Source organism: Pseudomonas brenneri, assembly GCF_007858285.1.
Classification (GTDB): Bacteria; Pseudomonadota; Gammaproteobacteria; order Pseudomonadales; family Pseudomonadaceae; genus Aquipseudomonas; species Aquipseudomonas brenneri.
On sequence record NZ_VFIL01000005.1, the window covers coordinates 371,278 to 395,491 of the forward strand.

Sequence of the window (24,214 nt, forward strand, 5' to 3'; positions counted from 1 at the left end):
ATGAGTACATCCATTTGCCCTTGCGGCAGCGGCAACCTGTTGGACGCCTGCTGCGGCCATTACCACACCGGCCACCCCGCGCCCTGCGCCACCGCGTTGATGCGCTCGCGCTACAGCGCCTATGTGCTGGGGCTGGTGGATTATCTGGTGGCGACCACGCTACCGGCGCAACAGAGCGGCCTGGACCGTGACGCCATCGGTGCCTGGAGCGCCCAAAGCACCTGGCTGGGCCTGGAAGTGGAAAGCTCCGAGGTGTTTGGCGGGCAGCCTGAACACGCCTTCGTCACCTTTACCGCGCGCTGGCATGACAGCACCGGAGAACACAGCCACCGGGAACAGTCATCCTTCGTACAGAACGATGGGCGCTGGTACTTCATTGATCCCACGGTACAAGTGAAGGCCAGTCGCAATGATGCTTGCCTGTGCGGCAGCGGGCAGAAGTTCAAGAAGTGCTGTTCCAGCTATCTGTAAAATTCCGCTTCTTTGTAGGAGCGAGCTTGCTCGCGAAGAACTAAAGGGCATCGCGTTTATCCAGGCTACGTGCGTTATCGTTAACGTCTTTCGCGAGCAAGCTCGCTCCTACAGGGACCACGCCATGGTTAGCCGGTTACTCGCGTATAGCTGCCTGCTCGCAGTGACCGTTGGCCTCTCGGGTTGCGCGTCCTGGTTCGCCGATGACACGCCGCCACCGCAGATCCATCTGGTCAAGGTCGAGTTGGTGCGCGCCAAGCTGCTGGAGCAGAAATTCAAACTGCACTTTCGTGTGGATAACCGCAGTGACTCGGACCTGACCGTGCGCGGCCTGATCTACAAGATAAGCCTGGCCAATGTGGAACTGACCGAAGGCGAGTCCAACGAATGGCTGACCATTGCGCCCCATGGCCGGGGATTTTTCAAAGTCACGGTGCGCACCAACCTGTGGCCGCAGGTGCGGGAAATCGCCGACCTGCTGAAAAATCCGGATCGTCCCATCCCCTATCGCCTGGAAGGTGAGTTGAAAACCGGATTATTCATCGGTAACGACGTGCACGTGATGCGCAATGACGAGATAATCCCCGGCGATTTTATTCCGGAGCGACACCAATGACTCAGCAACCCCATGTCCATGGTCCTGACTGCAACCACGATCACGATCACCACGATCACGACCATGGTCATGTCCACGGCCCGAACTGCGGCCATGCCCACCAGGAACCCGTGCGCAATGCCCTGAAGGATGTGGGCCGCAACGACCCATGCCCATGCGGCAGCGCCAAGAAGTTCAAGAAGTGCCACGGTGTCTGATACACCCCACGGAGCCGGCTTGCCGGCTCCTACAGTTCTATCGATAGACCCAAATATTTCATTGAATTTTCGGTAGTCGAACATTACCTATACCTACAGGCACATCATCGGGCGTCCTGCCCGCTCAAGCATCACCAATCCTGGAGAGCTTCATGATCGACCTGTATTACTGGACCACACCCAACGGTCACAAGATTTCGTTGTTCCTGGAAGAAGCCGGCCTGCCCTACGAGGTGCACCCGATCAACATTGGCCAGGGCGACCAGTTCAAGCCAGACTTCCTGAAGATCGCGCCCAACAACCGTATTCCCGCCATTGTCGATCAGCAGCCGAGCGACGGTGGCGCACCGATTTCCCTGTTTGAATCCGGTGCCATCCTGTTGTACCTCGCAGAAAAGACCGGCCAGTTCCTGCCCAGGGACCTGCGCGGTCGCCAGGAAGCGCTGCAATGGCTGTTCTGGCAAATGGGCGGCCTGGGGCCGATGGCCGGGCAGAATCACCATTTCAGCCAGTTCGCCCCGGAAAAAATCCCCTACGCCATCAAACGCTACGTCGATGAAACCGCCCGCCTCTATGGCGTACTGGACCGACACCTGGCCGATCGCAGCTTCGTCGCCGGCGAGGCCTACAGCATTGCCGATATGGCGATCTACCCGTGGATCGTTTCCCACAAATGGCAGAGCCAGCGCCTGGAAGATTTTCCCCACCTGCATCGCTGGTTCAACCTGATCAAGGAGCGTCCGGCGACGGTGCGGGCCTATGATTGGGTGCAGAAGGTCAACCCGCCAAAATCCTGATCGTGCCCTGTAGGAGCCGGCTTGCCGGCGAAGATCGTTAATGAAAACGCTGAGTGCCTGGATAAACGTGGCGCCGGGTAGTTTTTCGCCGGCAAGCCGGCTCCTACAGGGATTTGAAAAAATTAGCATCGCCTCCCGCTTGCGTCGGTTCGCCGCGCTCACTAACGTAGCGCCTTTACTGACGTTACCCCCCGCAGGAGCTTTGCCATGGCCTCGCCAGCCCTCTCACGTTTTCTTCCCCGGTTCGGCGTTGCCGCGGCAGTGGCCAGTGCCTTGGGCCTGGCCGGTTGCCAGTCACTGAACAGCCAGGACACCCTGCCTCCCGTCTCCGGCGTACAGCCGCTCAAGGGCCTGGCGCAAAATGTTTCCGTACGACGCAACAGCCAGGGCATGCCGCTGATTGAAAGCAGCACGTTCCACGATGCGCTGTTCACCCTCGGTTATGTGCACGCCAGCGACCGGATCAACCAGATGGTCACCCTGCGCCTGCTGGCCCAGGGCCGTCTGGCGGAAATGTCCGGGCCGGATGTGCTGGATGTCGACCGTTTCATGCGTGCCGTCAACCTGAAGAAAAGCGCCAGCGAGCTGTACAACGCCTCGTCGCCGCGCCTCAAGCGCTTCTTCGAAGTGTATGCACGCGGGGTCAACGCCTACCTGTTCCGCTACCGCGACAAGCTGCCGGCAGACCTGGCCCAGACCGGCTACAAGCCCGAATACTGGAAGCCGGAGGATTCGGCGCTGCTGTTCTGCCTGCTCAACTTCAGTGAGTCGGCCAACCTGCAGGAAGAACTGTCCGCCCTGGTACTGGCGCAAAAAATCGGCGCCGACAAACTCGCCTGGCTGACCCCAAGCTACCCGGACGAGCCGCTGCCTGCGGCGGAGTCCGACAAGCTCAAGGGCGTCAACCTCGGCCAGATTCCCGGTCTCGCCACGCTCACCAGCATCAACGAGCGCCTCGGCAGCCTCAACACCCTCGGGGTTTCCACCTCCAGCAACTGGGCCATCGCCCCGCAACGCAGCCGCAGTGGCCGCAGCCTGCTGGCGAACGACCTGTCGACGCCAATGCAGGCGCCGTCCCTGTGGACTTTCGTACAAATCCGCGCGCCGAAATACCAGGCGGCCGGGGTGTCGATTGCCGGGATTCCTACCCTGCTGTCGGGTTTCAACGGCAAGGTGGCCTGGAGCATGAGCCAGGTGTCCGGCGATACCCAGGACCTGTTCCTGGAGAAGGTCAAACGCCAGGGCAGCGCGCTGTACTACGAACACAATGGCAAATGGCTGCCGACCATCGTGCGTAACGAAACCTTCTTCGCCAAGGGCCAGCGACCGATCCGCGAGGCGGTGTACGAAACCCGCCACGGGCCGCTGCTCAACAGCGCCCAGTCGCTGACCAGCGGTTATGGCCTGGCCCTGCAAACCGCCGACTTCAAGGATGACAAGAGCCTGGATGCGTTTTTCGACCTGTCCCGGGCGCAGAACGTGGAAAAAGCCTCGGACGCCAGCCGCGAAATTCGTGCGATCCCCCTGAACATGGTGTTTGCCGACGCCAGCAATATCGGCTGGCAGGTCACCGGGCGCTTCCCCAACCGCCGCGAAGGCGAAGGCCTGCTGCCGTCGCCAGGCTGGGACGGGCGCTTTGACTGGGATGGCTACGCCGACGCGATGCTGCACCCCTATGACCAGGACCCGCCACAAGGTTGGGTCGGCACGGCCAACCAGCGCACCGTGCCCCACGGCTATGGCATGCAACTGTCCAACTCCTGGGCCGCGCCAGAGCGCAGCGAACGCCTGGGGCAACTGGCCGGTAACGGCAAGCACGACAGCCGTAGCGTAATCGCCATGCAGTACGACCAGACCACGCTGTTCGCTGCCAAGCTCAAAAGCATGTTCCAGGCGCCGGGTATGGCCCTGCCACTGAAACAGGCGATCGATGCCCTGCCTGCTGCCGATCGGGCCAAGGCGCAGGAGACCCTGGGCCGCCTGATGGCGTTCGACGGGCGCCTGGCTGCCACGTCGAGCGATGCTGCGATCTACCAACTGTTCCTGCAAGAAAGCGCCAAGCAGATTTTCCTCGATGAACTGGGCCCGCAAACCAGTGCCACCTGGAAAGCCTTTGTCAGCAACGCCAACCTGTCCTACGCCGCCCAGGCCGATCATCTGTTGGGGCGCGAAGACAGCCCATTCTGGGACGACCTGCGCACTGCGCAAAAAGAAGACAAACCGGTGATCCTCGCCCGCAGCCTGGCCGCTGCGATCACCGCCGGCGACAGCCTGCTGGGCGCAGATCACAAGGCCTGGCAATGGGGCAAATTGCACAGCTACACCTGGAAGAACACCAGCGGCCAGACCCTGCGTGGTCCGGTGGCGGCAGGTGGCGATCACACCACCTTGAATGCATCGCCCTACAACTGGGGGCAGGACTTCGCCACCACTCAGGTCCAGGCCCTGCGCATGATTGTGGATTTCGGCCAGGTGGAACCGATGATGGGCCAGGGCGGTATCGGCCAATCCGGCAACCCCGCCAGCCCGAACTATGCCAATGGCATCGATCCGTGGCTCAAGGCGCAATACTTGAGCTTCCCGATGCAGCCGCAGAACTTTGACAAGGTGTACGGCAAGACTCGATTGACTCTGGTCCCTGGGAAATAACCCCATATAGGAGCTGACGAGCCAGCTCCTACAGTTCGTGACCCGCCCGCACTGCAATGGTGCTGAAGATCTGTAGCGCCCGATATCGGGCGCTTACCACGTTGCCCTTCGCGTAATCCTGCCAATTTAAAAGACTGTTCAGAACTATGGTGCAGAAATTGCTACCTGGGATACGTCTGACACCGTTCAGTAACAGTCCTAATCGCGCCACAAGCGCTTATCTTGGTTTCCAGGGATTACTTAATGAAAAAAGCATTGCTGACCCTTTCTGCACTCGCGCTGTGCATGGCCGCCGGTACCGCCTTGGCCAAGGAATACAAAGAATTGCGTTTTGGTGTGGATCCTTCCTACGCGCCGTTTGAATCCAAGGCCGCCGACGGCAGCCTGGTGGGCTTCGACATCGACCTGGGCAATGCCATTTGTGCGGAGCTGAAGGTCAAGTGCAAGTGGGTGGAAAGCGACTTCGACGGCATGATCCCGGGCCTGAAAGCCAAGAAATTCGACGGTGTGATTTCCTCCATGACCGTGACCCCGGCCCGCGAAAAAGTCATCGATTTTTCCAATGAGCTGTTTTCCGGGCCCACCTCCTATGTCTTCAAAAAAGGCTCGGGCCTGAGCGAAGACACCGCATCCCTCAAAGGCAAGACGGTGGGGTATGAGCAAGGCACCATCCAGGAAGCCTACGCCAAGGCCGTGCTGGATAAGGCCGGGGTGAAAACCCAGGCCTATCAGAACCAGGACCAGGTCTATGCCGACCTGACGTCGGGCCGCCTCGATGCATCGATCCAGGACATGCTGCAAGCCGAACTGGGCTTTTTGAAATCGCCACAAGGCGCGGACTACGAAGTCAGCAAGCCGGTGGACAGCGAACTGCTGCCCTCCAAGACCGCCGTGGGCATCGCAAAAGGTAACAAAGAGCTGAAAGCCCTTCTGGATAAAGGTATCAAAGCGTTACACGATGACGGCACCTACGCCACCCTCCAGAAAAAGCACTTTGGCGATCTGAACCTGTTCAGCGGCAAGTAATGCTGCGGTGCCCGCTCCGGCAAGGGGCGGGCGCACGACCGATGGCCAAAGGCATACCCTATGTTTGAAGACCTGTTGCAGACCCTCGGGCTTGGCGCGTTCAGCCTGAAAGGGTTTGGCCCGCTGTTGCTGCAAGGTACCTGGATGACCCTCAAGTTATCGGTACTGTCCCTGGCCGTCAGCGTCGTGCTGGGGCTGATCGGTGCCAGCGCCAAGCTGTCCAGCCTGGCGTTATTGCGCATTCCCGCACAGCTCTACACCACCTTGATTCGCGGGGTGCCGGACCTGGTGCTGATGCTGCTGATTTTCTACAGCCTGCAAACCTGGCTGACCGGGTTCACCGACTACATGGAATGGGAGTACATCGAGATCAACCCGTTCGGCGCCGGGGTGATTACCCTGGGCTTTATCTACGGCGCCTATTTCACCGAGACCTTTCGTGGTGCGATCCTCGCCGTACCCCGTGGCCAGTTGGAAGCCGCCACCGCCTATGGCCTCAAGCGCGGGCAGCGTTTTCGCTACGTAACCTTCCCGCAAATGATGCGCTTCGCCCTGCCGGGCATCGGCAATAACTGGATGGTGATGCTCAAGGCCACGGCGCTGGTATCAATCATCGGCCTGGCCGACGTGGTCAAGGCCGCACAGGACGCCGGCAAGAGCACTTACCAACTGTTCTTTTTCCTGGTGGTCGCGGCCTTGATCTACCTGGTCATCACCAGCGTCTCCAACTTCGTCCTGCGCTGGCTGGAAAGCCGTTACTCCGCAGGCGTACGGGAGGCGGTGCGATGATCGAACTGCTGCAGGAATACTGGCGCCCCTTCCTCTACAGCGACGGTAGCCACATCACCGGCCTTGCCATGACGCTGTGGCTACTCACGGCCTCGCTCTGCATCGGCTTCGTGGTGTCGATCCCGTTGTCCATCGCCCGCGTCTCGCCCAGCCGCTGGGTGCGCTGGCCGGTGCAGTTCTACACCTATCTGTTTCGCGGCACACCGCTCTATATCCAGTTGCTGATTTGCTACACCGGCATCTACAGCCTTGCCGCCATTCGCGCGCAACCGGTGCTGGATGCGTTCTTTCGCGACGCAATGAACTGCACCCTGCTCGCATTCGCCCTCAACACCTGCGCCTACACCACCGAAATATTCGCCGGCGCCATCCGCAGCATGGCCCACGGCGAAGTCGAGGCGGCCAAAGCCTATGGCCTGAGCGGCTGGAAACTGTACGCCTACGTGATCATGCCCTCGGCCCTGCGCCGCTCATTGCCGTACTACAGTAATGAAGTGATCCTGATGCTGCACTCGACGACGGTAGCCTTTACCGCGACGATCCCGGACATTCTCAAAGTGGCCCGGGATGCCAACTCGGCTACCTTCCTGACCTTCCAATCGTTCGGTATCGCTGCGCTGATCTACCTGACCGTGACCTTTGCCCTGGTCGGTCTGTTTCGTCTGGCGGAGCGTCGCTGGCTGGCCTTTCTCGGGCCGAGCCATTAAGGAGCCCCTATGCGGCAACAGATTTATCCCCTCCTGGCGCCCGTGCCGGGCACGGCACGGCAGATCCACAGCTTCCATTTCGGGCCCGAGCAGGCCGAAGGCAAAATCTACATCCAATCCTCGCTGCACGCCGATGAACTGCCGGGCATGCTGGTGGCCTGGCACTTGAAGGCCCGCCTGGCAGAGCTGGCGGCCGCCGGGCGCCTGCGCAGCGAAATCGTGCTGGTGCCCGTGGCCAATCCGGTGGGCCTGGAGCAGGTGCTGATGGATATTCCCCTGGGCCGCTACGAACTGGAGAGCGGGCAGAACTTCAATCGCCTGTTTATCGACCTCAGCGAAGAGGTCGGCAACCAGGTCGAAGGCCTGCTGGGGGATGATCCCAGGCTTAACGTCGCATTGATCCGCGACAGCCTGCGCCAGGCTCTCGACCGCCATGCACCGGTCACGCAACTGCAATCCCAGCGCCTGGTGCTGCAACGCCTGGCCTGTGATGCCGATATGGTGCTGGACCTGCATTGCGACTTCGAAGCCGTCGCCCATCTGTACACCACACCCGAGGCCTGGCCCCAGGTCGAACCGCTGGCCCGCTACATCGGCGCCGAAGCCAGCCTGTTGGCCACCGACTCCGGCGGGCAATCCTTCGATGAGTGTTTCACCCTGCTCTGGTGGCAGTTGCAGCAACGTTTTGGCGAACGCTTCAAGATTCCCCTCGGCAGCTTTTCCGTGACCCTGGAGTTACGCGGCCAGGGCGATGTCAATCACGGCCTGGCCAGCCTCGACTGCCAGGCGATCATCGACTACCTGATCCAGTTCGGCGCCATCAGCGGCGAGCCTGCCCCGCTGCCCGACCTGCCCTACCCCGCCACGCCACTGGCCGCCGTCGAGCCGGTAGCCACCCCGGAGGGTGGCCTGCTGGTGTTCCACGCATTGCCAGGGGAATACCTGGACGCCGGGCAGTTGGTCGCCGAGGTCATCGACCCTATTCACGACCGCGTCACCCCCATTCACAACCGCCACGCCGGCCTGATGTATGCCCGATCGTTGCGGCGCATGGCCACGGCCGGCATGGTCATTGCCCATATCGCCGGGCTTACGCCCTATCGCAGCGGCTATTTACTATCGCCTTGAGGATGCACGCCCCATGTACAAACTGACCGTTGAAGGCCTGCATAAAAGCTATGGCGACCATGAAGTGCTCAAAGGTGTTTCGCTCAAGGCCAAAAGCGGTGATGTGATCAGCCTGATCGGCGCCAGCGGCTCGGGGAAAAGCACCTTCTTGCGTTGCATCAACTTCCTTGAACAACCCAATGACGGTGCCATGAGCCTCGACGGCCAGCCAATCCGCATGGTCAGCGACCGCAACGGCATGCGCGTGGCCGACGAAGATGAGCTGCAGCGCCTGCGCACCCGTCTGGCGATGGTGTTCCAGCACTTCAACCTGTGGAGCCATATGAGCGTGCTGGAAAACATCACCATGGCCCCGCGCCGGGTCTTGGGGTGCAGCAAAAAGGACGCCGAGGCGCGTGCCCGGCGCTATCTGGACAAGGTGGGGTTGGCCGCACGGGTGGCCGACCAGTATCCAGCGTTCCTCTCGGGTGGCCAGCAGCAGCGGGTGGCTATCGCCCGCGCCCTGGCAATGGAGCCGGAAGTGATGCTGTTCGACGAGCCGACCTCAGCCCTGGACCCGGAATTGGTCGGCGAAGTGCTGAGGGTGATCCAGGGCTTGGCTGAAGAGGGGCGGACCATGATCATGGTGACCCACGAGATGAGCTTTGCACGCAAGGTATCGAGCCAGGTGCTGTTTTTGCACCAAGGCCTGGTGGAGGAGCATGGCGCACCGGAAGACGTGCTGGGCAACCCGAAAAGCGAGCGGCTGCAACAGTTTCTGACGGGACACGTGTAGGCGTCAGGCCACAGGTGCGGGAGGTGGCTCGTCCGGCAGGGTCGGAACGCCAGGTTCGGAGGGTTGTTCCGGGGTGTCGGGGTCTGGCTGGCCTGGAATGCCGCCGGCGGCGGGGTCGGCCATCAGGGACCAGGCCAGAACACCAATCTGATTGGGTTCCAGCCGGGCAAGTTCGGCGCTGATTCGCGGGTCGATCTTCATAGGGTACTCCTCAAGCGTGGCTCGGCGCGCTGTGCACGCGCCGAGGCAGTACACCCAATAGAGTGCCTGCCCGCTGACAAATTCCCTTGATCTGTAAGACGTTTCTATCAGGTGCGTGGCAGAGTGACGCCGCGCTGGCCTTGGTACTTGCCGCCACGGTCCTTATAGGACACTTCGCACTCTTCATCGGATTCGAAGAACAGCATCTGCGCCACACCTTCATTGGCGTAGATCTTGGCGGGCAAGGTGGTGGTGTTGGAGAACTCCAGGGTCACGTGGCCTTCCCATTCCGGCTCAAGCGGCGTCACGTTGACGATGATGCCGCAGCGCGCGTAGGTGCTCTTGCCCAGGCAGATGGTCAGGACGTTGCGCGGAATACGGAAGAACTCGACAGTGCGCGCCAGGGCAAAGGAGTTTGGCGGGATGATGCACACGTCGCTCTTCACATCGACGAAGCTCTTCTCGTCGAAGTTTTTCGGATCGACGGTGGCCGAGTTGATGTTGGTGAAGACCTTGAACTCATCGGCGCAACGCACATCGTAGCCGTAGCTGGAAACCCCGAACGAGATCAGGCGTTCGGCGCCTTCACCGCGCATCTGGCGCTCGACGAAGGGTTCGATCATGCCGTGCTCTTGCGCCATGCGGCGAATCCACTTGTCCGATTTGATGCTCATGGCGGGTGTCCTGAATAGCGAGGTGGAAAATTCTGTTGGGCATCTTACCGGGGCTGGCCTCGCGGTTCAAAGGACGCGGGGGTTTTTCTTGATTAAGTTGCGCCCGGTCACTGTCAGCCGTGTAGACCGGGCCCTGGCCCTGAATTGATGGCACGCGGGCCTGTAAAGGGCACCGCCAGTCACGAAAATAGAGAAACCTTCGGAAATACCATTGGCACGTTCCGGAAAAAGGGTTAAGGTGGCGCCACTGTGCTGCTTGTGTCACTGAGAATCTCTACACGATGTTGAATTTCGATCCAACCATCTCCAAGAATTTTTCCTGCTCTTTGCACTCAGTCTCGGCCAGGGCTTTTCCTGAGTCGCAGTTAACTTTGTCCAAGGAGATACACCATGTCTAATCGCCAAACTGGTACCGTTAAGTGGTTCAACGATGAAAAAGGCTTCGGCTTCATCACTCCACAATCCGGTGACGACCTGTTCGTTCACTTCAAAGCTATCCAATCCGACGGCTTCAAAAGCCTGAAAGAAGGCCAACAGGTTTCTTTCATCGCTACCCGCGGTCAGAAAGGCATGCAAGCTGAAGAAGTTCAAGTTATCTAACTTGTACTGACTTAGTCGAAAGAACCCCGCCCTTAAAAGCGGGGTTTTTTTATGCCTGCCATTCGACCGTTATGGTCGAGCATAAAAAATGTGGGAGCGGACTTGCTCGCGAATGCGGTGGATCAGTCAGTACATCTGTCGACTGATACTCCGCGTTCGCGAGCAAGCCCGCTCCCACATTGGGTCAAGCGTCGCTATTGAAACAACGACTCGCTCGACAGACCATTCTTCTCCAGGATCTCCCGCAAGCGCTTGAGACCCTCCACCTGGATCTGCCGCACCCGCTCACGGGTCAGGCCGATCTCCAGGCCAACATCTTCCAGGGTGCTGCTTTCATGGCCGCGCAGCCCGAAGCGGCGAATCACCACCTCACGCTGCTTGTCCGTCAGCTCTGAAAGCCACTGGTCGATACTTTGCGACAGATCATCGTCCTGCAACAGCTCACAAGGATCTGTTGGACGATCATCCGTCAGGGTGTCCAGCAGGGTTTTATCCGAATCCGGACCCAGCGAGACATCGACCGAAGACACACGCTCATTGAGACCCAGCATGCGCTTGACCTCGCCCACTGGTTTTTCCAGCAGGTTGGCGATCTCTTCAGGCGAAGGTTCATGATCAAGTTTCTGGGTAAGCTCACGCGCTGCCCGCAGGTAGACGTTAAGCTCCTTGACGACATGAATCGGCAACCGGATGGTCCGGGTCTGATTCATGATTGCCCGCTCGATGGTCTGGCGAATCCACCATGTCGCGTAGGTCGAGAAGCGGAAACCCCGCTCAGGGTCGAACTTCTCGACTGCCCGGATCAAGCCGAGGTTGCCCTCTTCGATCAGGTCCAACAGGGAAAGCCCACGATTGACGTAGCGTCGGGCGATTTTCACCACCAGTCGCAAGTTGCTTTCAATCATGCGCTTGCGCCCAGCCGGATCGCCCTTCTGCGACAAGCGCGCAAAAAAGACTTCTTCTTCGGGAGTGAGCAAGGGGGAAAAGCCGATTTCATTGAGGTACAACTGGGTCGCATCAAGCGCCCGGGTGTAGTCAATATACTTATGCTGTTTTAACGCTGTGGAGTTTTTGGACTTGGTGCGAACTGAAGGTACAGCGGGTCCCTCATTCGACATCGATTCCGTCCCGATGCCGGTCTCCATAAGGAGAACCTCATCGTCGATGTCAAACTCCGGCGCTTCTTTACTGAGAGCCATTGTTATAGTCCTTTGGTGAGTTCGACCTCAAGCTCAAGCGACGCCTTTATCCTTGGCAACGCTGGAGCCTGTTCCTTCTACGTGAGGGAACAGGCTGGCAACACATCAACGACGGGGTAGGAATTGCAGCGGATCTACAGGTTTCCCTTGGCGGCGAATCTCAAAGTGCAGTTTCACCCGGTCTGTACCAGTTGACCCCATTTCGGCAATTGTCTGTCCGACTTTGACCTGCTGCCCCTCCCGAACCAACAACCTGCGGTTATGACCGTAGGCACTGACGTAGGTATCGCTGTGTTTGATGATGACTAATTCGCCGTAGCCCCGTAAACCACTCCCGGCGTATACAACCGTCCCATCAGACGCAGCTAAAACAGGCTGTCCCAAATCCCCGGCGATATCAATGCCTTTATTCAAACTACCGTTTGAGGAGAATTTCCCAATAAGGATGCCATTTGAGGGCCATCCCCACCCCTTCGGTGCAGGCCCGGCAGGTGGCAACGGCGCGGGTGCCGGCTTGCTCGCAGCAGCCGGCGCAGCAGTGCCGGCGGGGCGCGTAAAGACCGTGGTTTTGCTGGAAGAGGAAGGCGAGGAACCGGATTTTGTCACAACTGCCGTAGGCGTTGAACCGGTGCGGCCATCGAAGCGAATGGTCTGCCCAGGATGTATCGTATAAGGCACAGGAATATTGTTACGCGCGGCGAGCGCCTTGTAGTCCCAGCCATACCGGAAGGCGATCGAGAACATCGTATCGCCCTTGCGCACCACGTATTGCCCGGTGGTCACTGTAGGCCGTTGCGGTGCCGCATTATTGCGGTCGACGACCCGCGCCCCGCTGCCCGTGCTGGAGCAGGCGGCCAACAAGGAACTCAAGACAAGGCCAATCACCAGTCGCTGAAAGCTCGTTTTACTCATACGCTGCGCAATGACTGTGAGACTCACCCGCCGCTCCCTTTGTGGTGGCTGAAACATGAACGCCTGTATCAGGCTTGAAATATGCTGCAAGTATAACTGGCTGCCGGACTTTAACCGGCAACAAGGTAGAAACGAAAAATTCATCTCGTTTAATAACTACCCAACTTGATGTTGACTCAATGAACCCCGCTGTAAGACACATACCCAAGGATAGAATTCAGTATGCCGTCATAAATGATCAGGCCAATGGGCCATTGAGTAACGGAACGAAACGCACCGCCCCCAGAACATGCCGGGAAAAGCCTTCTTCTTCACGCACGATCAACATCAACTGTTGCACTTCGCCCGACCCCACCGGAATCACCAGGCGCCCGCCCGGAGCCAATTGGTCGAGGAGCGCCTGGGGCACATCGGTGGCCACGGCCGTCACGATAATACCGTTGTAAGGCGCCAATGCCTGCCAGCCTTCCCAGCCGTCGCCCCAGCGAAAGACCACGTTGCGCAGGTTCAGCTCCACCAGGCGCTCCTTGGCCCGATCCTGCAGAACCTTGATCCGCTCGACGGAAAACACCCGCTCAACCAATTGCGACAGCACAGCGGTCTGGTAGCCGGAGCCCGTACCAATCTCCAGCACTTTGTCCAATGGCCCCGCGGCCAACAACAGCTCGCTCATCCGCGCCACCATATAGGGCTGGGAGATGGTCTGGTTATGACCAATGGGCAACGCAGTGTCTTCGTATGCGCGATGGGCCAGGGCTTCATCGACAAACAGATGGCGCGGGGTTCGACGGATGACTTCCAATACCTGGGCGTTGGACAGGCCCTCCTCGTAGAGCCGCTGGATCAAGCGTTCACGGGTGCGTTGAGAGGTCATGCCGATGCCCCGGCGCAACAGGTCGTCCTGTTCACGAGCCATCAGCGCAGCCCCTCCAGCCAGGGATCGAGACCACCGAAGGCATCATTGAAGGTGCGATCAAGCTGTAACGGAGTAATCGAAACATAACCTTGCATCACCGCATGAAAGTCCGTGCCCGGCCCGCCATCCTCGGCGTCGCCCGCTGCGGCAATCCAGTAGCCCTCCCTGCCACGCGGATCGACCACCTTCAACGGTGCCGCCGCGCGCGCGCGATGGCCCAGGCGGGTCAACTGGATGCCGCGAATATGGTCCAGGGGCAGATTGGGGATATTGACGTTGAGCACCGTACGCGGCGGCAACACCAGAGTGCCGTGGGCCTCGACCAGCTTGCGCGCGAAATACGCCGCGGTCGCCAGGTTATCCACCTGCCGCGACGCCAGCGAAAAGGCGAATGCCGTGCGTCCCAGGAAGCGCCCTTCAAGGGCCGCCGCCACAGTGCCGGAGTACAACACGTCATCGCCCAGGTTGGCGCCCAGGTTGATCCCGGAAACCACCAGGTCCGGCTCATCGGCCAGCAAGCTGTTGATCGCCAGGTGCACGCAATCGGTCGGCGTGCCATTAACGCTGATAAAGCCGTTGGCCAGCGTCTGCGGGTGCAAAGGACGGTCGAGCGTCAGCGAACTGCTGGCGCCGCTTTTGTCCTGGTCCGGGGCAACCACCACGCACTCGGCGTAATCCGCCAGCGCAGCATGAAGCGCGGCAAGGCCGGGTGCGGTGACCCCGTCGTCGTTAGATATCAGAATACGCATGGGCTGTCCGTCTGCCCCACCGGCACCAGATCAACAAGCTCGCGCACCAAGACAGTGGCGAAGCATCCGGCCGGCAGGACGAATTCCAATTGCAGAATGTCCAGCGAGGGATAATGCCACGTCAACCCGCCAATGGGCAGCCGCAGAATGCGACGTTCCTGGCTCATGCCGGCTTTGGCCAGCCAATCGCACAGGTCTGCTTCGCTCGCAGCGATGGCTTGCTCCAGTTCATGAGTGGCGCCAGTGGCGGGCGAATCGCCTTCCCCCCATTGCGGGCCGGTGGGATGCAGGTCGAGGATCGCCAGGCGTGGATCGCTGCACTCCGCCTCCCCGGCCGGGAAGAAACTGCGACTGTCGGTGAATGCCAGCAGGTCACCGACCTGGGCCTGCTGCCACGAACCATCGGCAACCCGCGCCGCCAGCACTTTATTGAACACAAAACTGCGCGCCGTCGACAGCAGGCGCGAACGCACATTGCGCTGCTCCGGCAACGCCTTGCGGGCCGCCCAGTCGCGGGCATCGACGACGTTGCCGCCGTTGTGGCCAAAGCGCTGGGAGCCGAAATAGTTGGGGATACCGTGCTTGGCGATCAATTGCAGGCGCGCATCGATCGCGGCCTGGTCGCCCGCCAGTTGGGTCAGGCGTAGGGTAAAACCATTGGCCGAATGCGCACCGCGCTGCAACTTGCGCTTGTGGCGGGCGATCTTGAGGATCTTCAGGGTGTCGTTTTCCGCGCCACTGAGGTCTGGATCGGCCTTGCCCGGCAGCTGCACGCTGAACCACTGGCGCGTCAGTGCCTGGCGATCCTTGAGGCCGGCATAGCTCACCGTGCGCAAAGGCACGCCGGCAGCCTTGGCAATGCGTCGCGCAGCCTCTTCGGTGTTCAGGCCGCGCTTTTCCACCCATAACCACAGGTGTTCACCCTCGCCGGTCAGCGGGATATCCAGCACTTCATCCACCTGAAAGTCTTCGGCCGTTGCCTTGAGCACCGCACTGCCCAGTGCCTCGCCATAGGCCCGCGGGCCCAACAGTTGCGCCTCGTTCATGCGCGCAGCAACAAGGCGACGGAGTGCACCGCAATGCCCTCTTCACGACCGGTAAACCCGAGCTTTTCGGTAGTGGTGGCTTTCACGTTGACTTGATCCAGTTCTATTTGCAGGTCAGCGGCAATCAGTGCGCGCATCGATTCGATATGCGGGGCCATTTTCGGCGCCTGGGCAACAATGGTGTTATCGACATTGCCGACCTTCCAGCCCTTGGCATGGATCAGGCCGACCACATGGCGCAGCAGCACGCGGCTGTCTGCACCCTTGAAAGTGGGGTCAGTGTCCGGAAAGTGTTTGCCGATATCCCCCAACGCCGCCGCGCCGAGCAAGGCATCGCTCAAGGCATGCAGCACAACGTCGCCGTCGGAATGAGCCAGCAACCCATGGTGGTGTGCAATACGCACGCCGCCCAGGGTGATGAAGTCGCCTTCGGCGAAACGGTGCACATCATAGCCGTGGCCAATACGCATAAAAAAACGCCCCGATTTAATTCAGGGCGTGATTCTACCTACTTTTGCCGGACATTAACCGAGCAAAGCACGTCCATGATGACGCAAGTGGTCCTCGATGAAGCTGGCGATAAAGAAGTAGCTGTGGTCATAGCCCGGTTGCAGGCGTAACTCCAGCGGGTGGCCGGCAGCCTTGGCAGCTTGCTGCAAGGCCTCGGGCTTGAGCTGGTTGGCCAGGAAGTCGTCGCGATCGCCCTGGTCCACCAGCAATGGCAGTTTTTCCGAGGCTTCGCTGATCAACACACAGGCGTCCCATTCGCGCCACTTGGAGCGCTCTTCTCCCAGGTAGCGAGAAAAGGCTTTTTGGCCCCAAGGGCAATCCATCGGGTTATTGATCGGCGAAAATGCCGACACCGACTGATAACGCCCCGGGTTACGCAAGGCACACACCAGTGCGCCGTGGCCGCCCATGGAATGACCACTGATGCCGCGTTTGTCAGAAGCCGGGAAATGCGCCTCAACCAATGCCGGCAATTCCTGCACTACATAATCATGCATCCGATAATGCTTGCTCCAAGGTTCCTGCGTGGCATTCAGGTAGAACCCGGCACCCAGGCCAAAATCCCAGGCATTGTCCGGGTCACCCGGCACACCCGGCCCACGGGGGCTGGTATCCGGCGCGACGATGATCAACCCCAGTTCGGCAGCCATGCGTTGCGCGCCGGCCTTCTGCATGAAGTTCTCATCGGTGCAGGTCAGCCCCGACAGCCAGTACAACACCGGCAACTTGCCGCCCTGCTCCGCCTGGGGCGGCAGGTAGACGGCGAAGGTCATGTCGCAGCCCAGCACCTCGGAATGATGCTTGTAACGCTTGTGCCAGCCGCCGAAGCTCTTCTGGCATGACAGATTTTCCAGACTCATGGCCGACCTCAGAAATGAATGACGGTACGAATGCTCTTGCCTTCATGCATCAGGTCGAACGCCTTATTGATATCTTCCAGGCCCATGGTGTGGGTGATGAAGGTATCCAACGGGATTTCGCCGGTCTGGGCCATCGCCACGTAGCTTGGCAACTCGCTGCGGCCACGCACGCCACCGAATGCCGAACCGCGCCAGACGCGGCCGGTCACCAGTTGGAACGGACGGGTGGCAATTTCCTGGCCGGCACCGGCGACACCGATGATCACCGACTCGCCCCAGCCTTTGTGGCAGCACTCAAGCGCTGCGCGCATCAGCTGTACATTGCCGATGCACTCGAAGGAAAAGTCCACGCCGCCGTCGGTCAAATCGACAATCACATCCTGGATCGGACGATCGTAGTCTTTCGGGTTGATGCAGTCGGTGGCGCCCAGTTGCCTGGCGATCTCGAACTTGGCCGGGTTGATATCGATGGCGATGATACGACCGGCCTTGGCTTTCACCGCACCGATCACAGCCGACAAGCCAATCCCGCCCAGGCCGAAGATAGCCACGGTATCGCCCGGCTTGACCTTGGCGGTGTTGATCACTGCACCGATCCCGGTGGTGACACCACAGCCCAGCAGGCAGACCTTTTCCAGCGGCGCTTCTTTAGGAATCTTGGCCACGGAGATTTCCGGCAGCACGGTGTACTCGGAAAAGGTCGAAGTCCCCATGTAGTGGAAAATCGGCTGCCCCTTGTAGGAAAAACGCGTAGTGCCGTCCGGCATCAGGCCTTTGCCCTGGGTCGCACGGATGGCCTGGCACAGGTTGGTCTTGCCCGACAGGCAGAATTTGCACTTGCCGCATTCCGGGGTGTAGAGCGGGATCACGTGGTCACCCACCGCTACCGAGGTCACACCCTCGCCAATCGCTTCGACCACTGCGCCGCCTTCGTGGCCGAGGATCGACGGGAAGATGCCTTCCGGATCCGCGCCCGACAGGGTGTAGGCATCGGTATGGCAAACCCCGGAAGCGACCACCCGCAGCAGGACTTCGCCAGCCTTGGGCATGGCGACATCCACTTCCACGATCTCCAGCGGTTTCTTGGCTTCAAAGGCGACAGCGGCGCGTGACTTGATCATCCGGGTTTCTCCAGGGGCTTGAAAAGTGAGACGGGCAGTGTAAAACATGGCCCACTGATTAATAATCTAGGCAAAAGCAAAACATTATTGCTACACAGGGATAATCAACATGCTGGAGAACCGCTGGGAAGGCATCGATGAATTCGTCGCCGTGGCCGAATGCAGCCAATTCACCGCCGCTGCCGAGCGCCTTGGCGTGTCCTCATCCCATATCAGCCGCCAGGTGGCACGCCTGGAAGAACGCCTGCAAACCCGCTTGCTCTATCGCAGTACCCGGCGCGTGACGCTGACCGAGGCCGGGCAGACCTTCCTACAGCATTGCCAGCGCCTGCAAGACGGGCGCGAAGAAGCCCTACGCGCCGTGGGCGACCTGACCAGCGAACCCAAAGGCATGTTGCGCATGACCTGCGCCGTGGCTTATGGCGAACGCTTCATCGTGCCGCTGGTCACCCGCTTCATGGGGCTGTATCCGCAATTGCGGGTAGACATCGAACTGAGCAATCGCCCGCTCGACCTGGTGCATGAAGGCCTGGACCTGGCGATTCGCCTGGGGCGTCTGCAGGATTCGCGGATGGTCGCCAGCCGCCTGGCACCCCGGCGCATGTACCTGTGCGCGTCGCCGTCCTACCTGGAGCGGTATGGACGCCCACATAGCTTGTCGGAGCTGAGCCGGCATAACTGCCTGATCGGCAGCTCGGATATTTGGCAGTTGGCCCAGGATGGGCGCGAGTTTTCCCAAAGGGTGCAGGGAAACTGGCGCTGCAACAGTGGGCAGGCGGTGTTGGATGCGGCGTTGCAGGGGGTCGGGTTGTGCCAGTTGCCGGATTATTACGTGCTGGAGCACTTGCACAACGGGGCACTGGTTTCACTGCTTGAGGCCCATCAACCGCCGAATACCGCAGTGTGGGCGCTATATCCGCAGCAGCGGCATTTGTCGCCGAAGGTGCGCAAGTTGGTGGATTACCTGAAGGAAGGGTTGGCTGGGCGAGCGGAGTATGGCGGGTGATCTGCTGGGGTGTCAGGCCCGGCCTCATCGCAGGCAAGCCAGCTCCCACATTTTGGACCGCATATACTTGGTGGGATGCGGTCAAGTGCCTGCGATAGAGTCAACTCGGTGTAACTGACTAGCTGCGATTGGCCCATCGCAACCTGAGCCACTCCAGGTCTTCCGGCCGGGTCACCTTGATATTGTCCGCTCGCCCTTCAACCAGGCGTGGCGCCTGGCCGGACCATTCCATGGCCGAGGCTTCGTCGGTGATGACCGCATCGGCCACGAGGCTATCGGCCAAGGCACGGTGCAACGCCCCAAGGCGAAACATCTGCGGCGTATAGGCTTGCCAGATCAGGCTGCGGTCAATGGTTTCCACGACCCGCCCGTGCTTGTCGACACGCTTGAGAGTGTCGCGGGCCGGTACGGCCAGCAAACCACCGACTGGATCGTCCGCCAGCTCCGCCAGCAACTTGTCGAGGTCCTCGCGGCTCAGGTTCGGCCGTGCAGCATCATGCACCAACACCCAGTCGTCATCGCTGGCGCCCAGGGCATTAAGTTGCAGCAACGCATTGAGTACCGAGCCTGAACGCTGCGAACCACCGTCCGCACGCTGGATGCGCGGGTCGCCAGCACACGCCAGGCTTGGCCAGTAAGGATCATCGACAGCCAGACTGACTACCAGGCCCTCGAGGCTCGGATGGTCGAGAAAACAGCCAAGGCTGTGTTCGAGAATAGTGCGCCCGCCCAGTTGCAGATATTGCTTGGGACGGTCAGCAGCCATACGGGCACCGACGCCCGCGGCAGGAATCACGGCCCAGAAGGCCGGCAAACAGAAACTCATTGGGCCAACTGGTAGAGGGTTTCGCCCTCCTTGACCATGCCCAACTCATGACGAGCCCGTTCTTCAACGGTCTCCATGCCTTTTTTCAACTCAAGCACTTCGGCATCGAGCACACGGTTGCGCTCCAGCAACACCTCGTTCTCGGCGTGCTGCGCGGCAATTTGCTGGGTCAGGTCGGTTACCTGCGCCAGGCTGCCATTGCCCACCCAAAGGCGGTACTGCAGGCCAGCCAGCAGCAAGAGCAAGACGAGGAACAACCAATTGGGACTGCGCATCGAATATCGGGTATCCAGTGAAAAAAGACAGCCATGCAAAACTTTTGAAACAACTGATAGCACGAAGCCTGGAAGAACCAGGCTTGTGCTTGATAGGCATCAGATTAGTGCGCAAATTCACTCTACAGTGAGTTTTCCGACACAATCTGTTGTCTTTTTACCATCAACTACTCAGCCGCGAAACTCACCGCGACCGTTGTATTTGGCTTTACCGCCCAATTGCTCTTCGATACGCAGCAGTTGGTTGTACTTGGAAACGCGGTCGGAACGGCACAGCGAACCGGTTTTGATCTGGCCCGCCGAGGTGCCCACAGCCAGGTCGGCAATGGTCGAATCTTCGGTTTCGCCGGAGCGGTGCGAGATCACAGCCGTGTAGCCGGCAGCCTTGGCCATCTGGATGGCTTCCAGGGTTTCGGTCAGGGTGCCGATCTGGTTGAACTTGATCAGGATCGAGTTGGCAATCTTCTTGTCGATGCCTTCTTTCAGGATCTTGGTGTTGGTCACAAACAGGTCGTCGCCTACCAGTTGGACTTTTTCGCCGATCTTGTCGGTGAGGATCTTCCAGCCGTCCCAGTCGGACTCGTCCAGGCCATCTTCAATGGAGATGATCGGGTAACGTTCGCTCAAGCCTTTGAGGTAGTCAGCAAAACCTTCGGCGGTGAACACTTGGCCTTCGCCGGACAGGTTGTACTTGCCATCTTCGTAGAACTCGCTGGCCGCGCAATCCAGGGCCAGGGTCACGTCGGTGCCCAGCTTGTAGCCAGCGTTGGCCACGGCTTCGGAGATCACTTTCAGTGCATCTTCGTTGGACGCCAGGTTCGGTGCGAAACCACCCTCATCGCCTACGGCAGTGCTCAGGCCACGGGCCTTCAGCACAGCTTTCAAGTGATGGAAAATCTCGGTGCCCATGCGCAGGCCTTCGGAGAAGGTCTTGGCGCCAACCGGCTGTACCATGAATTCCTGGATATCAACGTTGTTATCCGCATGCTCGCCACCGTTGATGATGTTCATCATCGGCACCGGCATCGAGTAGACACCCGGAGTACCGTTCAGGTTGGCAATGTGCGCGTACAACGGCAGGTCCTGATCCTGCGCAGCCGCCTTGGCAGCCGCCAGGGACACAGCAAGGATCGCATTGGCGCCGAGGCTGCCTTTGTTTTCAGTGCCGTCGAGCTTGATCATCGCGTGGTCCAGGGCTTTCTGGTCCAGCGGGTCCTTGCCCAGCAACAGGTCGCGGATCGGACCGTTGATGTTGGCTACCGCCTTGAGGACACCCTTGCCCAGGTAACGGCTCTTGTCGCCATCACGCAGTTCCAGCGCTTCGCGCGAACCGGTGGAAGCACCGGACGGCGCGCAGGCGCTGCCGATGATGCCGTTATCGAGAAGCACGTCGGCTTCGACGGTGGGGTTGCCACGGGAGTCGAGAACTTCACGACCTTTGATGTCGACGATTTTTGCCATTGTTGTAAACACTCCAAAGTTGACGAAAACGACGCAGCTGAAGGAAATCTTTTGACCGACCGCAAGGGTGGAACAACGGGGCAGGCTTGCAGACGACAAGGCTCAGGCCCTAGGGCCTGAGCATAAAGCGCGGAAAGTTTACCGGAGAAACGCGGGTTACGCGGTTTCTACCGTCGGAAAACTCTTGACCAGTTCGTCCAACTGCTTGAGCTGGGCCAGGAATGACTCCAGCTTGTCCAGGCGCAGGGCGCATGGGCCGTCGCACTTGGCGTTGTCCGGATCGGGATGGGCTTCCAGGAACAGGCCGGCCAGGGACTGGCTGATGCCCGCCTTGGCCAGGTCCAGCACCTGGGCACGTCGCCCACCAGCAGAATCTGCGCGACCACCCGGCATTTGCAGCGCGTGGGTCACGTCGAAGAATACCGGGTACTCGAACTGTTTCATGATGCCGAAACCGAGCATGTCCACCACGAGGTTGTTGTAGCCAAAGCTCGAACCACGCTCGCAGAGGATCAACTGGTCGTTACCCGCTTCCACGCACTTGTTCAGGATGTGTTTCATTTCCTGGGGTGCAAGGAACTGGGCTTTCTTGATATTGATCACAGCGCCGGTCTTGGCCATCGCGACAACCAGGTCGGTCTGGCGCGACAGGAAGGCCGGCAACTGGATGATGTCACACACCTCGGCGACCACCGCAGCCTGCTCAGGCTCGTGGACGTCGGTGATGATCGGCACGCCAAAGGCTTGCTTGATGTCCTGGAAGATCCGCATGCCTTCTTCAAGGCCCGGGCCGCGATAGGAGGTCACGGACGAACGGTTGGCCTTGTCGAAGCTGGCCTTGAATACATAAGGGATACCCAGTTTCTCGGTAACCTTGACGTACTCTTCACAGACCTGCATCGCCATGTCGCGGCTTTCCAGCACGTTCATGCCGCCAAACAGCACCATGGGCTTGTCGTTGGCAATCTCGATGTCGCCTACGCGAATGATCTTCTGGGCCATCAGGTTTACGCCTTCTTCTGATGTTGCGTCAGTGCAGCCTTGACGAAGCCGCTGAACAACGGGTGACCGTCGCGTGGAGTCGAGGTGAACTCAGGGTGGAACTGGCACGCGACGAACCATGGATGATCCGGTGCCTCGACCACTTCAACCAACTTGCCATCACCGGAGCGACCGGAGATTTTCAGGCCAGCTTCCTTGATCTGCGGCAGCAGGTTGTTGTTCACCTCATAACGGTGACGGTGACGCTCGACAATCACGTCCTTGCCGTAGCAGTCGTGCACCAGCGAACCGGACTCCAGCAGGCAATCCTGTGCGCCAAGGCGCATGGTGCCGCCCAGGTCGGAGGTTTCGGTACGGGTTTCAACAGCGCCGGTGGCATCTTCCCACTCGGTGATCAGGCCCACGACCGGGTGGCCGCTGGTGTGATCGAACTCGGTGGAGTTGGCGTCTTTCCAGCCCAGCACGTTACGGGCGAACTCGATAACAGCCACTTGCATGCCCAGGCAGATACCCAGGTACGGCACTTTGTTCTCACGAGCGTACTGCACGGCGGTGATCTTGCCTTCCACGCCACGCAGGCCGAAACCGCCTGGAACGAGGATCGCGTCAACACCTTCGAGCAGCGCGGTGCCCTGGTTCTCGATATCTTCGGAATCGATGTAGCGCAGGTTGACCTTGGTCCGGTTGCTGATGCCGGCGTGGCTCATCGCTTCGATCAGCGACTTGTACGCGTCCAGCAGTTCCATGTACTTGCCGACCATGGCGATGGTCACTTCGTGCTCAGGGTTGAGCTTGGCGTCAACCACCGCTTCCCACTCGGACAGGTCCGCGCCATTGCACTGCAAGCCGAAACGCTCGACCACAAAATCATCCAGGCCTTGGGAATGCAGGATGCCCGGGATCTTGTAGATGGTGTCGGCGTCTTCCAGGGCAATCACCGCACGCTCTTCAACGTTGGTGAACTGGGCGATCTTGCGACGCGAGGAAATGTCGATCGGGTGATCGGAGCGGCACACCAGCACGTCCGGTTGCAGGCCGATGGAACGCAGTTCCTTGACCGAGTGCTGGGTTGGCTTGGTTTTGGTTTCGCCGGCAGTGGCGATGTACGGCACCAGCGTCAGGTGCATCAGCATCGCGCGCTTGGCGCCGACTTCGAAACGCAACTGGCGGATGGCTTCGAGGAACGGTTGCGATTCGATGTCACCCACGGTGCCACCGATCTCGACCATCGCTACGTCGGCATCGCCTGCACCCTTGATGATGCGGCGCTTGATTTCGTCGGTGATGTGCGGGATCACCTGGATGGTTGCACCCAGGTAGTCACCACGGCGCTCTTTGCGCAGCACGTGCTCGTAGACACGGCCAGTGGTGAAGTTGTTGTTCTGGGTCATGGTCGTGCGGATGAACCGCTCGTAGTGGCCCAGGTCCAGGTCGGTCTCGGCGCCGTCGTGGGTGACGAACACTTCACCGTGCTGGAACGGGCTCATGGTGCCCGGGTCGACGTTGATGTACGGGTCCAGCTTGAGCATGGTGACCTTAAGTCCCCGCGCCTCCAGGATGGCCGCCAACGAAGCGGAGGCAATGCCTTTCCCCAATGAAGAAACAACACCGCCCGTGACGAATATGTAGCGCGTCATGAAAAACCCTAGAAGTCTGCGTTAAAGCGGTCGGAGCCGCCGGGGAAAGCGAAGGAAGGCCGAA

At 59.9% G+C, this 24,214-nt stretch carries 27 protein-coding genes; 12 read left to right on the forward strand and 15 right to left on the reverse strand.

All coding sequences use genetic code 11. The features are described from left to right. The 10 genes from FJD34_RS13510 to FJD34_RS13555 all read left to right on the forward strand — a co-directional run bounded on the left by FJD34_RS13510 (position 1) and on the right by FJD34_RS13555 (position 9,155). Entirely contained in the window at positions 1-471 is a 471-nt protein-coding gene (locus FJD34_RS13510; protein ID WP_032858120.1) for a YchJ family protein, read from the forward strand. A 124-nt stretch (positions 472-595) separates the two neighbouring features. Continuing rightward, positions 596-1,087, forward strand: a complete 492-nt coding sequence (locus FJD34_RS13515; protein WP_032858121.1) for an LEA/WHy family protein — start codon at positions 596-598, stop codon at positions 1,085-1,087. After that, positions 1,084-1,284 (forward strand): SEC-C metal-binding domain-containing protein, encoded by a 201-nt coding sequence (locus FJD34_RS13520; RefSeq protein WP_032858122.1) that lies wholly within the window; start codon positions 1,084-1,086, stop codon positions 1,282-1,284. The genes FJD34_RS13515 and FJD34_RS13520 overlap by 4 nt, the downstream gene beginning before the upstream one ends. Before the next feature lie 152 nt (positions 1,285-1,436). Continuing rightward, positions 1,437-2,081: a glutathione S-transferase N-terminal domain-containing protein gene (locus FJD34_RS13525; protein WP_090290590.1), complete on the forward strand. Its 645-nt coding sequence runs from the start codon at positions 1,437-1,439 to the stop codon at positions 2,079-2,081. Positions 2,082-2,288: 207 nt separating this feature from the next. Continuing rightward, positions 2,289-4,730, forward strand: coding sequence for a penicillin acylase family protein (locus tag FJD34_RS13530; RefSeq protein WP_090290589.1), 2,442 nt, complete (start codon positions 2,289-2,291; stop codon positions 4,728-4,730). 243 nt (positions 4,731-4,973) lie between these two features. Then, entirely contained in the window at positions 4,974-5,756 is a 783-nt protein-coding gene (locus FJD34_RS13535) for a transporter substrate-binding domain-containing protein (RefSeq protein WP_032858125.1), read from the forward strand. 60 nt (positions 5,757-5,816) lie between these two features. Next, a complete protein-coding gene (locus tag FJD34_RS13540; protein ID WP_090290588.1) occupies positions 5,817-6,545 on the forward strand; it encodes an ABC transporter permease in 729 nt (242 codons plus the stop codon). Beyond that, entirely contained in the window at positions 6,542-7,252 is a 711-nt protein-coding gene (locus FJD34_RS13545) for an ABC transporter permease (protein WP_032858129.1), read from the forward strand. The genes FJD34_RS13540 and FJD34_RS13545 overlap by 4 nt, the downstream gene beginning before the upstream one ends. A 9-nt stretch (positions 7,253-7,261) precedes the next feature. Then, positions 7,262-8,380, forward strand: a complete 1,119-nt coding sequence (locus tag FJD34_RS13550) for a succinylglutamate desuccinylase/aspartoacylase family protein (RefSeq protein ID WP_090290587.1) — start codon at positions 7,262-7,264, stop codon at positions 8,378-8,380. 13 nt (positions 8,381-8,393) lie between these two features. Beyond that, a complete protein-coding gene (locus tag FJD34_RS13555; protein WP_090290586.1) occupies positions 8,394-9,155 on the forward strand; it encodes an ABC transporter ATP-binding protein in 762 nt (253 codons plus the stop codon). A 3-nt stretch (positions 9,156-9,158) separates the two neighbouring features. Here FJD34_RS13555 and FJD34_RS13560 read toward each other — a convergent pair whose 3' ends face one another. Continuing rightward, complete coding sequence (locus FJD34_RS13560) at positions 9,159-9,356, reverse strand: hypothetical protein (protein WP_032858134.1); 198 nt, start codon at positions 9,354-9,356, stop codon at positions 9,159-9,161. Positions 9,357-9,463: 107 nt separating this feature from the next. Continuing rightward, positions 9,464-10,030, reverse strand: coding sequence for a dCTP deaminase (dcd, locus tag FJD34_RS13565; protein ID WP_003219273.1), 567 nt, complete (start codon positions 10,028-10,030; stop codon positions 9,464-9,466). A gap of 390 nt (positions 10,031-10,420) precedes the next feature. On the opposite strand from dcd, the gene FJD34_RS13570 reads away from it, so the two are divergent. Further along, positions 10,421-10,630 (forward strand): cold-shock protein, encoded by a 210-nt coding sequence (locus FJD34_RS13570; protein ID WP_002554837.1) that lies wholly within the window; start codon positions 10,421-10,423, stop codon positions 10,628-10,630. 194 nt (positions 10,631-10,824) lie between these two features. Here FJD34_RS13570 and rpoS read toward each other — a convergent pair whose 3' ends face one another. The 8 genes from rpoS to FJD34_RS13610 all read right to left on the reverse strand — a co-directional run bounded on the left by rpoS (position 10,825) and on the right by FJD34_RS13610 (position 17,943). Beyond that, on the reverse strand, positions 10,825-11,829 hold the full coding sequence (gene rpoS / locus FJD34_RS13575) for an RNA polymerase sigma factor RpoS (RefSeq protein ID WP_032858137.1): 1,005 nt from the start codon (positions 11,827-11,829) through the stop codon (positions 10,825-10,827). A gap of 105 nt (positions 11,830-11,934) precedes the next feature. Then, the gene (locus tag FJD34_RS13580) at positions 11,935-12,768 is read right to left on the reverse strand and encodes a peptidoglycan DD-metalloendopeptidase family protein (protein ID WP_032858339.1); all 834 of its coding nucleotides are present in this window, start codon (positions 12,766-12,768) and stop codon (positions 11,935-11,937) included. A gap of 211 nt (positions 12,769-12,979) precedes the next feature. Next, positions 12,980-13,615 (reverse strand): protein-L-isoaspartate(D-aspartate) O-methyltransferase, encoded by a 636-nt coding sequence (locus FJD34_RS13585; protein WP_174553301.1) that lies wholly within the window; start codon positions 13,613-13,615, stop codon positions 12,980-12,982. A gap of 41 nt (positions 13,616-13,656) precedes the next feature. Beyond that, positions 13,657-14,406 (reverse strand): 5'/3'-nucleotidase SurE, encoded by a 750-nt coding sequence (gene surE, locus FJD34_RS13590; RefSeq protein WP_029297237.1) that lies wholly within the window; start codon positions 14,404-14,406, stop codon positions 13,657-13,659. Beyond that, the gene (truD, locus tag FJD34_RS13595) at positions 14,394-15,452 is read right to left on the reverse strand and encodes a tRNA pseudouridine(13) synthase TruD (protein WP_090290584.1); all 1,059 of its coding nucleotides are present in this window, start codon (positions 15,450-15,452) and stop codon (positions 14,394-14,396) included. The genes surE and truD overlap by 13 nt, the downstream gene beginning before the upstream one ends. Then, a complete protein-coding gene (gene ispF, locus FJD34_RS13600; protein WP_012722614.1) occupies positions 15,449-15,922 on the reverse strand; it encodes a 2-C-methyl-D-erythritol 2,4-cyclodiphosphate synthase in 474 nt (157 codons plus the stop codon). Before ispF ends, truD begins: the two co-directional genes overlap by 4 nt. A gap of 54 nt (positions 15,923-15,976) precedes the next feature. Beyond that, positions 15,977-16,822 carry an S-formylglutathione hydrolase gene (gene fghA, locus FJD34_RS13605; protein ID WP_090290583.1) on the reverse strand — a complete coding sequence of 282 codons (846 nt, stop codon included), beginning with the start codon at positions 16,820-16,822 and terminating at the stop codon, positions 15,977-15,979. A gap of 8 nt (positions 16,823-16,830) precedes the next feature. Next, positions 16,831-17,943, reverse strand: coding sequence for an S-(hydroxymethyl)glutathione dehydrogenase/class III alcohol dehydrogenase (locus tag FJD34_RS13610; protein WP_032858146.1), 1,113 nt, complete (start codon positions 17,941-17,943; stop codon positions 16,831-16,833). Between the two features lie 109 nt (positions 17,944-18,052). Between FJD34_RS13610 and FJD34_RS13615 the strand changes: the two genes are divergently transcribed. After that, positions 18,053-18,949 (forward strand): LysR substrate-binding domain-containing protein, encoded by an 897-nt coding sequence (locus tag FJD34_RS13615; protein ID WP_032858147.1) that lies wholly within the window; start codon positions 18,053-18,055, stop codon positions 18,947-18,949. A 118-nt stretch (positions 18,950-19,067) separates the two neighbouring features. Here FJD34_RS13615 and ispD read toward each other — a convergent pair whose 3' ends face one another. From ispD to FJD34_RS13640, 5 genes are all read right to left on the reverse strand, one after another. After that, positions 19,068-19,775: a 2-C-methyl-D-erythritol 4-phosphate cytidylyltransferase gene (gene ispD, locus FJD34_RS13620; protein ID WP_090290582.1), complete on the reverse strand. Its 708-nt coding sequence runs from the start codon at positions 19,773-19,775 to the stop codon at positions 19,068-19,070. After that, positions 19,772-20,050 carry a cell division protein FtsB gene (gene ftsB / locus FJD34_RS13625; protein WP_029297251.1) on the reverse strand — a complete coding sequence of 93 codons (279 nt, stop codon included), beginning with the start codon at positions 20,048-20,050 and terminating at the stop codon, positions 19,772-19,774. Before ftsB ends, ispD begins: the two co-directional genes overlap by 4 nt. A 171-nt stretch (positions 20,051-20,221) precedes the next feature. After that, positions 20,222-21,511, reverse strand: a complete 1,290-nt coding sequence (eno, locus tag FJD34_RS13630) for a phosphopyruvate hydratase (RefSeq protein WP_032858151.1) — start codon at positions 21,509-21,511, stop codon at positions 20,222-20,224. 156 nt (positions 21,512-21,667) lie between these two features. Continuing rightward, positions 21,668-22,513 (reverse strand): 3-deoxy-8-phosphooctulonate synthase, encoded by an 846-nt coding sequence (gene kdsA / locus FJD34_RS13635; RefSeq protein WP_090290581.1) that lies wholly within the window; start codon positions 22,511-22,513, stop codon positions 21,668-21,670. Positions 22,514-22,518: 5 nt separating this feature from the next. Then, complete coding sequence (locus FJD34_RS13640; protein WP_029297256.1) at positions 22,519-24,150, reverse strand: CTP synthase; 1,632 nt, start codon at positions 24,148-24,150, stop codon at positions 22,519-22,521. Between the last annotated feature and the right edge of the window lie 64 nt (positions 24,151-24,214).

What these genes read in the sequence shown, in the direction of transcription:
- ispD (WP_090290582.1), bottom strand. Translation starts at nt 19,775, where the DNA reads ATGAGTTTCTGTTTGCCGGCCTTCTGGGCCGTGATTCCTGCCGCGGGC.
- FJD34_RS13585 (WP_174553301.1), bottom strand. Translation starts at nt 13,615, where the DNA reads ATGACCTCTCAACGCACCCGTGAACGCTTGATCCAGCGGCTCTACGAG.
- FJD34_RS13540 (WP_090290588.1), top strand. Translation starts at nt 5,817, where the DNA reads ATGTTTGAAGACCTGTTGCAGACCCTCGGGCTTGGCGCGTTCAGCCTG.
- FJD34_RS13615 (WP_032858147.1), top strand. Translation starts at nt 18,053, where the DNA reads ATGCTGGAGAACCGCTGGGAAGGCATCGATGAATTCGTCGCCGTGGCC.
- FJD34_RS13515 (WP_032858121.1), top strand. Translation starts at nt 596, where the DNA reads ATGGTTAGCCGGTTACTCGCGTATAGCTGCCTGCTCGCAGTGACCGTT.
- FJD34_RS13550 (WP_090290587.1), top strand. Translation starts at nt 7,262, where the DNA reads ATGCGGCAACAGATTTATCCCCTCCTGGCGCCCGTGCCGGGCACGGCA.
- FJD34_RS13530 (WP_090290589.1), top strand. Translation starts at nt 2,289, where the DNA reads ATGGCCTCGCCAGCCCTCTCACGTTTTCTTCCCCGGTTCGGCGTTGCC.
- FJD34_RS13560 (WP_032858134.1), bottom strand. Translation starts at nt 9,356, where the DNA reads ATGAAGATCGACCCGCGAATCAGCGCCGAACTTGCCCGGCTGGAACCC.
- kdsA (WP_090290581.1), bottom strand. Translation starts at nt 22,513, where the DNA reads ATGGCCCAGAAGATCATTCGCGTAGGCGACATCGAGATTGCCAACGAC.
- FJD34_RS13610 (WP_032858146.1), bottom strand. Translation starts at nt 17,943, where the DNA reads ATGATCAAGTCACGCGCCGCTGTCGCCTTTGAAGCCAAGAAACCGCTG.
- dcd (WP_003219273.1), bottom strand. Translation starts at nt 10,030, where the DNA reads ATGAGCATCAAATCGGACAAGTGGATTCGCCGCATGGCGCAAGAGCAC.
- FJD34_RS13535 (WP_032858125.1), top strand. Translation starts at nt 4,974, where the DNA reads ATGAAAAAAGCATTGCTGACCCTTTCTGCACTCGCGCTGTGCATGGCC.
- eno (WP_032858151.1), bottom strand. Translation starts at nt 21,511, where the DNA reads ATGGCAAAAATCGTCGACATCAAAGGTCGTGAAGTTCTCGACTCCCGT.
- FJD34_RS13640 (WP_029297256.1), bottom strand. Translation starts at nt 24,150, where the DNA reads ATGACGCGCTACATATTCGTCACGGGCGGTGTTGTTTCTTCATTGGGG.
- FJD34_RS13525 (WP_090290590.1), top strand. Translation starts at nt 1,437, where the DNA reads ATGATCGACCTGTATTACTGGACCACACCCAACGGTCACAAGATTTCG.
- FJD34_RS13555 (WP_090290586.1), top strand. Translation starts at nt 8,394, where the DNA reads ATGTACAAACTGACCGTTGAAGGCCTGCATAAAAGCTATGGCGACCAT.
- rpoS (WP_032858137.1), bottom strand. Translation starts at nt 11,829, where the DNA reads ATGGCTCTCAGTAAAGAAGCGCCGGAGTTTGACATCGACGATGAGGTT.
- fghA (WP_090290583.1), bottom strand. Translation starts at nt 16,822, where the DNA reads ATGAGTCTGGAAAATCTGTCATGCCAGAAGAGCTTCGGCGGCTGGCAC.
- FJD34_RS13570 (WP_002554837.1), top strand. Translation starts at nt 10,421, where the DNA reads ATGTCTAATCGCCAAACTGGTACCGTTAAGTGGTTCAACGATGAAAAA.
- surE (WP_029297237.1), bottom strand. Translation starts at nt 14,406, where the DNA reads ATGCGTATTCTGATATCTAACGACGACGGGGTCACCGCACCCGGCCTT.
- ispF (WP_012722614.1), bottom strand. Translation starts at nt 15,922, where the DNA reads ATGCGTATTGGCCACGGCTATGATGTGCACCGTTTCGCCGAAGGCGAC.
- ftsB (WP_029297251.1), bottom strand. Translation starts at nt 20,050, where the DNA reads ATGCGCAGTCCCAATTGGTTGTTCCTCGTCTTGCTCTTGCTGCTGGCT.
- FJD34_RS13520 (WP_032858122.1), top strand. Translation starts at nt 1,084, where the DNA reads ATGACTCAGCAACCCCATGTCCATGGTCCTGACTGCAACCACGATCAC.
- FJD34_RS13545 (WP_032858129.1), top strand. Translation starts at nt 6,542, where the DNA reads ATGATCGAACTGCTGCAGGAATACTGGCGCCCCTTCCTCTACAGCGAC.
- truD (WP_090290584.1), bottom strand. Translation starts at nt 15,452, where the DNA reads ATGAACGAGGCGCAACTGTTGGGCCCGCGGGCCTATGGCGAGGCACTG.
- FJD34_RS13510 (WP_032858120.1), top strand. Translation starts at nt 1, where the DNA reads ATGAGTACATCCATTTGCCCTTGCGGCAGCGGCAACCTGTTGGACGCC.